General features: G+C 45.2%; 8 protein-coding genes. 3 read left to right on the top strand and 5 right to left on the bottom strand.

The window, feature by feature from the left end:
• Positions 1 to 9 precede the first annotated feature (9 nt).
• From DTQ70_RS28120 to DTQ70_RS30920, 3 genes are all read right to left on the bottom strand, one after another.
• Positions 10 to 1968 (bottom strand): alpha-1,4-glucan--maltose-1-phosphate maltosyltransferase, encoded by a 1959-nt coding sequence (locus tag DTQ70_RS28120; RefSeq protein WP_122933899.1) that lies wholly within the window; start codon positions 1966 to 1968, stop codon positions 10 to 12.
• 84 nt (positions 1969 to 2052) lie between these two features.
• Positions 2053 to 2427, bottom strand: a complete 375-nt coding sequence (locus DTQ70_RS28115) for a helix-turn-helix domain-containing protein (RefSeq protein WP_122933898.1) — start codon at positions 2425 to 2427, stop codon at positions 2053 to 2055.
• 74 nt (positions 2428 to 2501) lie between these two features.
• Positions 2502 to 2666, bottom strand: coding sequence for a hypothetical protein (locus DTQ70_RS30920; protein WP_164490249.1), 165 nt, complete (start codon positions 2664 to 2666; stop codon positions 2502 to 2504).
• A gap of 460 nt (positions 2667 to 3126) precedes the next feature.
• On the opposite strand from DTQ70_RS30920, the gene DTQ70_RS28110 reads away from it, so the two are divergent.
• Positions 3127 to 3855: a metallophosphoesterase family protein gene (locus tag DTQ70_RS28110; RefSeq protein ID WP_122933897.1), complete on the top strand. Its 729-nt coding sequence runs from the start codon at positions 3127 to 3129 to the stop codon at positions 3853 to 3855.
• Positions 3856 to 3960: 105 nt separating this feature from the next.
• On the opposite strand, the gene recO is transcribed toward DTQ70_RS28110, so the two are convergent.
• On the bottom strand, positions 3961 to 4656 hold the full coding sequence (recO, locus tag DTQ70_RS28105) for a DNA repair protein RecO (protein ID WP_122933896.1): 696 nt from the start codon (positions 4654 to 4656) through the stop codon (positions 3961 to 3963).
• A 78-nt stretch (positions 4657 to 4734) separates the two neighbouring features.
• Between recO and argB the strand changes: the two genes are divergently transcribed.
• Together argB and DTQ70_RS28095 are read left to right on the top strand one after the other, a co-directional pair.
• Positions 4735 to 5526, top strand: a complete 792-nt coding sequence (argB, locus tag DTQ70_RS28100) for an acetylglutamate kinase (RefSeq protein ID WP_122933895.1) — start codon at positions 4735 to 4737, stop codon at positions 5524 to 5526.
• 35 nt (positions 5527 to 5561) lie between these two features.
• Positions 5562 to 6026, top strand: coding sequence for a RidA family protein (locus DTQ70_RS28095; protein WP_028522147.1), 465 nt, complete (start codon positions 5562 to 5564; stop codon positions 6024 to 6026).
• 142 nt (positions 6027 to 6168) lie between these two features.
• On the opposite strand, the gene sprA is transcribed toward DTQ70_RS28095, so the two are convergent.
• Positions 6169 to 13569, bottom strand: a complete 7401-nt coding sequence (gene sprA / locus DTQ70_RS28090) for a cell surface protein SprA (RefSeq protein WP_122933894.1) — start codon at positions 13567 to 13569, stop codon at positions 6169 to 6171.
• Positions 13570 to 13626 lie beyond the last annotated feature (57 nt).

The following is a 13626-nucleotide window of genomic DNA, read 5'->3' as shown; positions in this document are numbered from 1 at the left end:
GTTAAAAAATTACAAATCTTCTATTCGGAATAAATGGAAAGGCAATAGATACGGATCAAGTTCGATGTAGTTATACTCTCCTTTCCAAACGTACTTGGACTCCGTTAGCAAATCGTGGACAATGAAATCTTCCCAACCTGCTTTCCCAATTTTATGCAATGGAATCCGCACCGTATTACCTCGACGGTTGTACCCGTCCAAATTCACCACGCACAAAATACGATTACCGTCGGGATGCGTCTTGAGATACGCCAGAAGTTGGTCGTCATTGATGTCGCAAAACGTAATGTTATTGGTTTGTTGTAAAGCCGCATTCTCTTTTCGAGCGCGGTTTACTTGCGTTATCACGTAGGTAAATTTGTTGGTATGGTTCCAATCCCAGTGTTTGATTTCGTATTTTTCTGAATTCCAGTATTCTTCTTTTCCTGGAAAAGCCTCATGTACCATAAATTCATAAGTAGGGCCAAAAATTCCGTAATTCGACGACAGCGTCGCGGCCATAAAATAGCGAATCAAGAAATTAGGCTCGTGCCCCGACTGTAACAATGGCGGGTTGATGTCGTGCGTGTTTGGCCAGAAATTTGGGCGAAAATAGTGTTTCATTTCCGTTTGTGTCAACTCGGTCATGTACGCTACTAACTCCTCCTTCGACGTTCGCCACGTGTAGTACGTATAAGACTGATTATAACCACCTTTAGCCAGACGTTGCATTACTTTTGGACGCGTAAATGCTTCAGCTAAAAATATCATATCGGGATATTTTTTCTTGGTTTCGGCAATCACCCAATCCCAAAACGCAAACGCTTTTGTGTGTGGATTATCCACCCGAATAATGCGCACCCCCCACTCGGCCCACACAAAAATAATGCGACGAAGCTCCAACCATAAGCTCTCCCAAGCTTCGGTTTCAAAGTTGATGGGATAAATATCTTGGTATTTTTTTGGTGGATTTTCGGCATATTGAATCGTTCCATCAGGGCGAATTTTAAACCATTCGGGGTGATTTTTGGCCCACGGGTGGTCGGGTGAACACTGAATCGCTAAGTCCATCGCAATCTCCATTCCGTGGGCTTTACACGCCGCTACCAAGGCTTTAAAATCATCGAGTGTTCCTAAGTCGGGATGAATCGCATCGTGGCCACCCAATTCAGAACCAATGCCGTATGGAACGCCTGGCTCCCCAGGTTGGCACAACACATTGTTATTTTTCCCCTTCCGAAACTGCATCCCAATCGGGTGAATAGGCGGCAAATAAAGTACATCAAAGCCCATACGCTCAATGCGGGGCAACAAATCTATCACATCACGGAAAGTTCCGTGCTGCCCTGGCTCTTTGGCCGCCGAACGCGGAAACATCGAATACCACGTTGAGAAACCTGCTCTCGGGCGGTCAACCCATAGGCGCAGTTCTTTATAACGAGTCACATTCTCACGGTACGCGTACTTTTCTATCCATTCGGCCATTTGCTCGCCAATGGCCAATAGCACCGCTTCGTTGTAGCGTTTTTCATCTCTAAATGCCTTTATCGCTTCCTGAATCGCTTTTTTATCTTCTTTAGAGGCATTTTTTACGATTTTTTCCAACAAACTCGCCCCCACCAACAGTTCACTATTGACGTGCTGCGCATCGCGAACTTTGAGCGTAATTTCATGCTCCCACGAGGCGAGATGATCTACCCACGCTTCGATGGTATAAAGATAATCTCCTTCTTTTTCAACGATAAACTGCCCTTCCCAGCGGTCGTTATTGACAAACCTCATGGGTACTTCCGACCATTTTTTTTCGGATTGATGCTTAAAACAGAGGCGTGCAGCCGTTTTATCGTGGCCATCACAAAAAATATCGGCTTCTACCTGAATCACTTCGTTGGGAACGGCTTTAATATAAAACTGTCCTCCGTCTAGCTCAGGAGTTACTTTTTCAACAATGACACGGTTTTTTCCAGCAATTTCGGCGAGATTCATCATAGGTTTATTTGGTTTTACGCCCTAAACCTAAAAAAATACCCCGACGTGAACAAGCGTCGGGGTAGGGATTTATTATTTCTTAGCTTAAAAACCAATCCGTTGTCGTTCGGCGGGTATTTGCGTACGTTCTCGCAGTAAATCTACTATGATTCTTCCCGCCAATTTTTCTTTTAATAGCTGATTTTCAAGGCGTAGCTTTTCATTCTCTATTTTCAGTTTTTCAAGCTCTAGCTGCTGAATTTGAGAAGTAATAGCATCCTCTTCGCCCATCAAATGCCCCAATGAAGTCGAAAATACGTGGGCAATACTTTGAAGTCGTGAAAGGGTCAGGTCAGTTTTTCCTCGTTCAATATCTCCATAAGCTGTGGTGGAGATACCGAGCATATCGGCAACATTTTCTTGCGAAAAGCCTTTTTCGAGGCGAAGGAGTCGGATTTTTTCAGCAATCGTTTTCATCATGCTATAAAAACGACGAAAGCTTCGCGAAGGTTCGCAAAGCTTTCATTTGTTGTACTCGTTTGTTGCGGCGAAAATTATTTCGCAGCTGAAGTATCAGCAGCAGTAGTATCAACAGCAGCAGTAGTGTCAACTGCAGCAGCAGCTGTAGTGTCAGTAGTAGCAGCTTCTTCAGTTTTACCGCCACATGCTGCTAGAGTCATCATACCAGCAACAAATAAGAATGCAAATGCCTTTTTCATTTTTTGTGATGTTTTTAAGGTTTCCGTTACAAAGGTAAATACATTTTTAATATTTGCAATGGTTTCCTTAAAAAAAAATTAAAAAATTATTAAAGTTCAAATTAATTCCTTGAAAAATACAATTTTTTGACACTTTTCCTTTTTAGAGCACGTAAAAAAAGGCCAAAAATCGCTAGTAATTCCCCTTAACTTTTTGATTATGTGCTGGTTTAACCAGTTTCATTTTTATTGTCTTCTCAAAAACTTTTCACTGATTAATCTCAAAGAAACAATTTTACTTTTTGATTCAAGGGGGGTTTTACGTATAATTGCTACCATTCATCTCCCATTTTTCTAAACTTTTTTCAACCTCAATGAAAAATCTCTTTTACCTTTTTACACTCGTTGTCCTACTTGCTTCCTGTCAGAAACGAGCGTACGTCACTTTCATTCTTAGCTTTGGCGCTTAATCTTATTTTATATGAAAAGAACCTTGGTCATAGGTGACATACACGGTGGTTTACGTGCGTTACAGCAAGTAATGCAACGCGCTACTGTCACGACCAAGGATACGCTCATTTTTTTGGGTGATTATGTCGATGGCTGGAGCGAATCGGCCCAAGTCATTGATTTTTTGATGAAACTTTCGGCAAAACAACCCTGTATTTTCATCAAAGGAAACCACGATTTATGGTGTGAGGGCTGGCTTGAAATGGGGCTTGCCCCGCACCATTGGTTGCTACACGGCGGAAGTAGCACGGCCAAAAGTTATCAACGCTACAACATTGAAGCAAAGCTGGCCCATTTGGCTTTTTTTAGCCAAATGAAATATTACTACATTGATTCTCAAAACCGTCTGTTTGTGCACGGCGGCTTTACATCGGTCTATGGCCCCGAACAAGAAGAAGATGAAACTATTTGCTGCTGGGATCGTACCTTGTGGGAAACAGCAGTCGGTATGGATAAAAACCTTTCTTCAACGCTTTACCCAAAGCGTTTTAAGCGCTTCAAAGAAATTTTTATTGGCCATACGCCAACTCTCAATTACCAAACCGATTTGCCTATGCACCGTGCCAACATTTGGAACGTTGATACAGGCGCCGCTTTTCACGGAAAACTCACATTAATGGATGCTGCCACCAAAGAATACTGGCAAAGCGACATCGTCCAAACCCTCTACCCTGGCGAAGAAGGAAGGGGGAAGAAGTAGTTTTTAAGTTTACGGTTTGTAAGTTTGGGGTTTAGAGGTTGAAGTTTTTATTTTTGGGAAAACAGTAAACCCAAAACCACAAACAGTAAACCGAAAACCCCAAAACTAACGCATCAACTCTCGAAGGACATCCAGTGACTTGATTTCTCCTAACCCTTCCAAGTGGACTTTGTAGAAAAAAATGAGTGCGTCCAGCAATTTGCTACGTTGAAGGCGGTCTAAATGCCCCCTGGCTTCGTAGGGCAAATGTATAAACATTTGTACTGCCTCTCGCATTTCGGGTTCGAGGGTATATGGATATAAATTCTCCGCCAGTTGTTCCTCAATTTCCTTGACCGTTTCGGGACCAAAACCTAGAAAAAACGCAAATTTTGCCAAAAATTGAAGGTGAAAATTTTCGTATCCCGTCGTCGTTTCTTCCAAATAAGTGATGGATTCGCTAAGAAATTCAAACAAAGGATTATTAGTTTCTTCCTCTCTGAGTGTTTTAACCAAAAGTTCGGTGATAAAAAGCGCAATACTCGATTTTACAAAATCAAACGGGAGACTTTTAAATGGCAAACTGCATTTAATTTCGGATAGACGGTGGATGGTTTGTTCTTTACTCTTGTGGTACACCACTAAGTCGAGCAAAGTCAGTGGCTGAAACAACGCAATTCGGTTGGTTTTGGACTTAGCCGACCTTACGCCATTCACGATATAACTCTGAATACCAAATTCTTCCGTGTAGATTTTGGCAATAATCGACGTTTCGCGGTAACGAATAAAATTGAGTGCTATGCCACGGGTTTTGTGAATCATAAAGGAGATACTGACGAATAGTGGGGCGTGAGTCGTAGGAATTTCAGTAATTTGCCGACCAAATTAGATGTCAAGTTTATGGAAAAATTGCTAGTAATTAAAATAGGCGGCAACGTCATTGATAATCCTGAAGCCCTCGATCGCTTTCTATCGTCGTTTGTGAGCTTGCCTCAACACAAAATATTAATCCACGGTGGCGGAAAAATCGCGACCCAAGTGGCCGAAAAGTTAGGCATCGAAACCTTGATGGTCGATGGCCGACGCATTACCGACGAAGCCATGTTGAACGTCGTCACGATGGTCTATGGAGGTTTGGTAAACAAAACCATCGTTGGGAAACTCCAACAAAAAGACAGCAATGCGATTGGGCTCACGGGTGCTGATGCGGCCGTGATCAAGGCCCGCAAACGCCCCGTCAAAGAAATCGACTACGGATTTGTGGGCGACGTCGAAGCGGTGAATAGCGACCAACTTTCCGCCTTTCTTCGTGGTGGTCTGGTACCTATCATTGCCCCTTTGACCTTCGACCCTGCTTCGGGAAGTATGCTAAACACCAATGCCGATACCATGGCTTCGTCGGTGGCAGTAGCCTTAGCGACCCAGTTTGAAGTAAACTTGGTGTATTGTTTTGAGAAAAAAGGCGTCTTGTCTGATCCTACCAACGATGATGCCGTCATTCCTCAAATTGCCCCAAGTGCCTACCAAGCTTACAAGGCCGAAGGGGTAATTAATAAAGGAATGATACCCAAACTCGACAATGCCTTTGCCGCACTCCAAAATGGCGTGGCCAAAGTAACCATTTGTCATGCCGACCAACTTGCAACAGCCGTCAATGATGGCACCGCAGGAACCCAACTCATCAATGAATAAAAAGTAAATTTTTCTAACAACCATACTATTTTTTTATGACTGCCGAACAAAATCTCGCAAAACTCGGAATCACCTTACCACCTCCGCCAGCCAAAGGGGGTGTTTACACGCCTGTCGTTGTCACAGGAAATTTAGCGTACATCTCTGGACACATCTCCTTGGAACTTGACGGTAGTCTGATTGCGGGAAAAGTAGGCAGAGACCTAACTGCCGACGAAGCCAAAGAAGCCGCCCGTAAAACAGGTTATTTGCTCCTTTCTACGCTTCGTTCGCAGTTTGGTAGCCTTGATAAAATCAACAAAGTAGTAAAAATATTGGGTATGATTAACGCCATTCCTGAGTTTGAACAACACGCTTACGTCATGAATGGTTGCAGCGAACTGTTTGCCGAAATCTGGGGAGACGAGCGTGGCGTAGGCGCGCGGAGTGCCGTAGGCATGGGCTCATTGCCACGCATGGCCGCCATCGAAATCGAAGTTATTTTCGAGTTAGCCGACTAATGTGAGCAACCCCTCCTTCGTCGGATGACAAACGTCGGGGACTCCGTAAAACAAAAATCCCTCCGAAAGTTTTGATGCTTTCGGAGGGATTTTTGTTTAGGTCAAACGGTAGGTTGTGAGCAACCTACCTCACATGTATTTACTACAACTCTGCGACGTTGAATCGTACTTGAAGACCTCCAGAAGTAACTGAGCGGCGGTACGAGTTAAGTACGTAAGGATTGTTGAACGTACGGTCGAAATAGAACTGTAAGCTCCACAATTTACTCACTGTATAGTTCAACTGCGGGCGCAACTGGAAGTTATAATTCCCCTGAGTAGCCGTAGGAGGCTCTTCAAAACGACGCTGAATCGCCCGTGTATCTCTGATGGTAAAGCTACAGCGGAACTGCAAGTCATTTTTCAACTTCTTAAACTCCCCATTGATACGGAACGGAATTCGTACGTTGTTGCGCGTGAAACCAATCGTTGCCGTTATGTCACGGTTAAACAGCTCCGCCACTTGCGAGTTCGACAAATTAAGCGCCACGTTGCGGTCTTGGTTGTAGCTAAACTGCATGTCAATCTTATTTTGTGTACGGGCGCGAATCCCAATCAAAGGCGCAAATTTCTCCGATAGTGAAATCGTACTCATCACAAACACAGGCACGGCTTGACCATTGTCTCCTGGTAAGATTGCCAACGGATAGTTCATCACCGCAAGGTTGACAGACATCGACTGATAGTCGAGCGATGACGTGAAATTCCCCACACTATAAGTCGATTGATAGCTATGCTCCAAGGTAAAAGAGCTAAATATCTTTTTGAAAGCGCCCAACTGCGACAAACCGTTGTAATCCACCCGCCAGTTTGGCATTGGGAAACCAAGGAATGGGTTGGTACGTACTTTTGAGGGGTCTTTCTTCGGGTCTTTACCGTTGTAAGCCGCAAAAAACGCCGCAATCAGTACATCTTGTGAATTAACATTGTAATCGCCCAGTTTTTCATTAGGATTCTCACGGAGGCGCTTTTCGGTCAAAATTGTCACAAAATCTTCACGATACGCTTTGAAGCGGTCGAAAATAGGTGACGTATTATCATCATTAATTTTGGCAAAAGCCGTTCGGAACGACATAAATGACATTTGGAAATTACCGTTACGAATCGGGCTTTGGACTTCGTAAGGCCCGCCTGGAGTCGATGGCCGATAAAACTCTCGATAGTCATCCCCTCGCGTTAAGGTCGCCGAAATTTGAACCCGAAAATCTTTGAACGGCTCCAAACGGGTGTTCATTCGGAACGTCCGACTGAGCGTCTGCATAAACGGTAAGTTGAGCATTGTACTTTTTGTCAACCAACCTTTATCGGCAGCTTCTCGGTGGAAATTGCGGTCCTGGCTTCCCAATACAAAAGGTAATCCAGGGGCATTCATGGCCGCATCTAACCCAAATCGGTTAGGGTCATCAGGCAAAAACCCTGGTAATGTCGTCGTTTCCTGACGCGAATAATCCACGTCGATACCACGCACGGTCATCAACAAACGGGTAATGTTTTTCAGCAATTTGCTTGGTTCTCGATTTATTTCTTCATCATCCCCTGGGCTACGCGCAAAGTTTTTCCGTTTAGGCGACGGTGTATTGGCAAAACGTAAGTAGCGAAGTTTATTGTACAACATCACAAAATCGACTTTACCACGAATGCTTCGGTCTAGGCTATTCCGAATGGTATTTCCGTAAAAAATCCCCAACGTATCGCTGATTCCGAGTGAATTGGCTTGGTATTGATAGCCAATGTTGTGGCTATAGTCGGCCGTCATCCAGTCGAGCAACGGAATTTTATCCAACGGCAAGCGATAAGTCAGACGTAGTTTTTGGTCAAAGTTTCTAGTCCGACCAAATCGGCGCAAATTGTTCCAAATCGAATCTTGTTTTGCTCTCGTATCAATGTCACCTTGAGGCTCATCCACCACGGCATTGGCCAATGCGCTGTAGGATAGCATGATGCTCTTGGTCAAATTCCAAGACACATCGTACGAACGATTGAATAAGAAGTATTTTTCATACAACGGAGACTGACCTAATGAAGTCAAATCACCCGTTCGGTACAGTGTCCTAACAAAGCTACGATCGGCATCAAAACGTACTGCTACCTGCGTTGGCAACAACGAAAGATTGAACTCTTTCAATAGCTCCAAATAAGGACGTTCAAAACTCTTAACCGTCTTGAACGGCGTCCACGGCTTTTGTGGGAAGCTGTATTGGTACACGATACCTCCACGGTATTGGCGTTGGGTATAGTCAGCCAGCAAGCTACTGCGGCGTGTTTGCTCATTGAACGCATACGTAAACGAGAAGTTTTCAATGTCCCAGAGATGCCGTTTGGCATTCGGCCCTACTTTTGTTTTTCGGACGTTTGAGAAGTTGATACCTCGTCGCTCCATTTTTTCAACTGCCGAATTTTCTAGCTGCATCCTTCTGGGGTCATTCTCGGCATAATTGGCCAATGAAGTCGCCAGAGGTGTATCAGGATCGTAAGGGTTAAAATGAGGACGCACTTCACGTAAGTCATAATTGACATACACAGGAATTTTGAAACCCCATTGTTGTGGCAAGAACTTATCCAAAGCCAACGCCGACGACAAGCTAAACTCCGTGGTGTTGTCACGAGAGCGGTCGGCGAGTTTTTGCTGAACCCCACCAAAACCAAAAGTTGTCCATTTTCCAGCTACTTGGATGGTACCCAAATCTGCCAGTTTAATATCAGCCCTAGCGATAGCCGCCGTTCCCGACTGGTTTTCAAACCCTTGCACGTGCAATTCGTTCACCCAAATACAGAAACTTTTCGCCGCTTGGTCATCCGAACGTGGATTTCGTAAGCCAATCATGGTCACCATGATATTGCTCAAATCGGGCCGTCCTACTACCGTAATTCGATAAATTCGTCCTAAAGCATCGGTTTTGGTAATGCTGTAAGGCACGGTCAGCGAAGGGGCTGTTTGTCTATCGCGTTCTTGTTTGGCTTCAATGAGCCACTTCATTTCTATGTCAATCTCGTTTTGCTCAGGCCATACTTGCTCTGGAATGTCGGTATTCGGGCGAGTTGCGCGTAATTTGGTTACTTCAACTTCATAATAATGCTCCGTCACATCCGTTCCCAAACGCAAGAAAGCCGACACTTGCCCATCTTCGTCTTGATCGTTGTGCATGTGGACAAACATTTTCAAGCGCTCACGGAAAAGCATGTTTTGGCTTGTCACGTTTTTGAACGCCGCACGCGAATCGCCATCACGAAGGTTGGTCACGCACAAGCTCATGGCTTGTTCGTTCAATGGGCGTTGGTTTGGCGTGGTATAATCGACGTCGCGCTGCCAACCTGGAGGCACTGCATAAATTTGTTTCTTCGTATCTGAGCCTGCCACTACCCTTGAGCTGTTTTCTTCGGCACTTACGGTCGCAATCTTAAATTGGGCATCGTAGGGTTCGGGTACCTCTTGTAACCCTTTGGCATTGAGATCGCCTGTGTATTTGCGGTATTGCGTCGCCACCATTTGAAGTTGCGCAAAACGAAGTACCACAGGATTGTCCCAATCGGTCATATACAAGCGAATAAATCGAATGGATTTAAACCCGTTGATATTACCCACCTTGCGCGTAAACTCGCGTACGGGAATACGGAACAAATACCAGTTAACATTGTCTCCTGCTCCGTTGGAAGCTGTCACTTTATCGACGATGTACGGTTTCCCAACGTCGAGTTGGCCAGGTTTCAGATCAACCTCATACTCATAATACGCTTCTTGGTCGTTGATGGTATTATCGGTGTTGAGGTCTTCTCCGTCGGGCAAGTTAGTGGCCGCTTCTGTAATCGCGTTGGTACGTTCAAACTCAGGTGTATTGTTTTCAGTACCCATGTAGTTTTTATAACGCTCTACAATTTTCTTATTGGCGCTGTCGGCTTTGGCACTAAAATAAAACTCAAAGTCGTCACCAGAGGGGTCAGCCGCAATTCTTTGACGGGCTTCTGTCTTTAAATCGGCGGGTAAACTTTGAAGATAATTGTTAAAGAAAGTACGTTCTTCGGCATTATTCAAACCATCTAGCCCAATATCTTGCTTTTCGCGTGCACCAGCCTGATTGGTAAAGGCATTAATAATAAACTGTTGACGTGTGCTGTATCCCCAAGGAGTCTGAGCTACCGTTGCGGTTGGTTGAGTTGCGGTAGGAGTCGTTGTTTTCTCTCCAACAGGCAATCCGTTCTCGAAGTCGTAACGTCCGTTTTTCATCACGTCTTCCGAAATCTCTCCCAAGTTAAAAAACAGCTTTCCTCCCGTGGTATTGTTTCGGTTAACAAAACCATCTTTCACTACACCATTCACCCCTTCTTTGAATGGATCCATCATCCAGAACTCCAAGATTTCGACGTTGGCATTATCAAAGTCCACATCAGACCCAATGGCACGGGTAATAGCCCCAAAGTTTTTACGGGGATTGCGCAAGCGCCCGTCAGGGTCAAGGTCTGGGTTGTAGTTGTACTGCCCACGTTCGCTCGGGAAATATGCTACGTCGAGAATATTTTCTGGCAAATTGACTAAGTATAAGCCCCGTCCTGTAAAGATTTCTTGCGGTGTAAACAAACGCTCATAGACGTTGTTAAAATCTTCTTGAACAATGTTAGGACGTTGCGGCAGGCCAATCTGGGCATTGGGAGAAAACGAAATATCAATCGAATAAGCCGAAATTTTTGCCCGATTATACCCGTATTCTAGTGGGTTAGCGAGTGTTCCTTGCGGGAAGTTTTGAGGAGTTCCTCCCATACGCCAGCGCGTTGGTTGACGGGTCAGGTCGTACTGGGTACGTGCCGACTCGAAGTCATCGACCACAATACGGTTTCGTACCTGCGGGTGCAAACCTGCAAATGACTGTGCGACCTCGCCCTGAAACTGAATACTTGACATTTCTTTCGTCTGAATCAACGGTAGTTTGTCCAGTAATTTTGTCAAGAACGGTGCATCCTTGCGGAAGGTAAAGTCAGCACCAACAATGCTGTTGCTAACTGGGTCGTTGCCCAAAGCAGCACGCGTCAAAAATCCTGCGGGCGTTTCGCGCAAGCGCATGGCCGTCATCCCCACTTGCACGTAACGATTAATGGTATAATTGAGGCGAGTTCCTAACAAGGTACGAATTTGGTTTTGGAACAAATCGGGCTGTTCGTAGCAAACTTCAATATCACGCCCCGAGTTAATCACACTTTCGTTCATAATTCGCACCGCCGACTGTCCTTCAACCATGTAATCGACGCCTGGTGTAAGTTGAACGCCGCCCGCCCGCACAATCACCGATTTTTCGGACACCCCGAACGGCAAAGGCACCGTTGCACCTCCCATCGAACCTTGGTACGAACCTTTTAAGAAATACTTGTTTTTCTCCGTAATCTGCTGTGCATCAATTTGGGTAGAGCGATAGAGTTCATTAAAAACGTACTTGTTGGCAAGCACTTCATCGCCCGTAAATTGTTTGGCTAAATTTGTTCCAAATGGCTCCAATACTGGGAAAATAATCCGTCCATAACGACTGTCAACGGTTGTCCCATCAATAAAGTCAAAGTTTCCGTCCCCAATAGGTTTGCGGTTATTGTCCAAAACGGGGTCATTGAGGGGGTTCAATTTATCAAGCCCCATCACGCGTAGCAACGGGATATTGGCAATGGGTCCCTCCTGTAAGTTAGGAATATCCATCCCCGTTATATCATCTTTGTAAATGACCCGAAGTTGAAAATTCTGTTTCCCCAATTGTGTGGTATTGAGCGAATAGATGTTTTTCATCATCAAATTCCACATGGGGTGATTGGTATTGTTACGAATCGTCGATGACTTCAGCAACTTTAACACCAATACCTGGTCTTCGGGGCGGGCCTGGTAATCTTCGGTCAACTCCCCTACTTTGTATTTTTGTCCATTCAAGGTATATTCATAAGCAACGGCCAAGATTTCATCGTTCCGAAGGGGGGTCAAAAGCGACATATAACCCAGTTCGGGATGAAACTTAAACTCCCGCTCACTCAATCGACGTGCGCCTCGCAAAACATCGTAATCATCACCACGGCGAAGATTGTACGTCTGCTCCATGGCCGTACTTGTTTGGTCGGCTTGGCGTACGTTGGCATCTGTCGTAATTTTTTGGTACAACCCATTCGATCTATTGTCCAACGGGCGCGTTGCTGCAATCGGTTGAACGTTCGGGTTGGCGGTATTAAACGGCTTAGGCTCCCCCAAATCGGATAAACCAACAAGATTGCGCAGGGTTTCGGTGTTGTTGGTACGGTTGGTCACATATACTTCCAAACGCGTAACTGTTACTCCCGACATAATCATCGGCAAGTTACCCAACCAACGCTCGTAGTTTTCGCGGAAATATTGTCCTAAGAAAAAGTGGCGGTTTTCGTCGTAAGCATCAGCTCGAATTTCAAATTGACGGTTTTGGGCTCCTCCCCGCAACGTAATACATTGCTGACGAGAGCGTTGTTGCGAAGCCACGACCGTCGCGGTTAAACGTCCAAAACGAAGGTCAACTTTTGCCCCAAATAAATTCTGTACCCCAGGAATCAACTGAGAAGGAATCTGCCAGTTGACATTCCCCGCCTGAATCCCTTGAATAATACTTTCGTTTTCGGGAATATAATCGAGCGGGCCAGTTCCCATTTGACCGACACCCATCCCTTGTTGATTGAGCCCATTCTGTACTCCTTGACCCAAACCCGCCCCGTTGGGCATGTTAGGAACGTTCGGTAAGTTTTGGTTCACTTTCCCTGGACGGTAATCGAGTTTCAGCTGATTTTCAAAATTGAAACTCGACTTGGTATCGAAGTTGGTCAACAATCCCAGCTTATCGCCAATCTTCCCGTTGAAGTTGACGTTGATTTGTTCGTTAAAAATAAAGTTAGTAGCCCTACGCTGACGAATCGGAATAAGCGGGTTGTCGGTTTCTTGGTGCATGACGCCAAAATCCAACAACACAAAGCCATTGGGTTTAAAGTCAATGCCATTGCTCCCAAAGATTCGGTCGAACCCTGGCGGCAAATCCAATTTGGGTAACAAGCCCTTGGCTCCTAACGCCCCTTTTCCGTCTTGCTTCGATGAATAATCACGCCAGAGGTAATTGAACACCCGTCGGTCTTGCAACTTTTGGAAGTCCTCATAAGTCATACTCAGAGGATTTCGGTAATTGAGAGGCACTGATTTGGGGTCGCCAATACGCTCATAGACCGACATTCGTCGGTTGGTATCTAATCGAAACTCATTGGTGAGGCTTTTAGGCTCACGTAAAAAAAGTGAGGAACGAGGAGGAACATAATTGAAACGGTTGCCTGGGCGATCGTCCCAACGAGAATACAGCAATCGCCGACTTTGACGGTTCTCACGGCTAGTGTCTTGAACGGCCGTTCTCCGACTTTGGTTAGAAGTCTGAGCTTCAGCAGATTCAACACCCAGCCACAAGGCGGTTGACAAACTGGCGATAGCGTACGATTTAACAGAACTAAAATAGAATTTTTGTGTAATAATGCCCACGATGCTTCAACGGTCTTACGTACTCAAAAGCTTAACGGCCAAAACCTTGCCAATCGT

The organism is Runella sp. SP2 (assembly GCF_003711225.1).
Classification (GTDB): Bacteria; Bacteroidota; Bacteroidia; order Cytophagales; family Spirosomataceae; genus Runella.
Note: the sequence above shows the minus strand (reverse complement) of the source record. Positions and strands in the feature narration are given on the sequence as shown.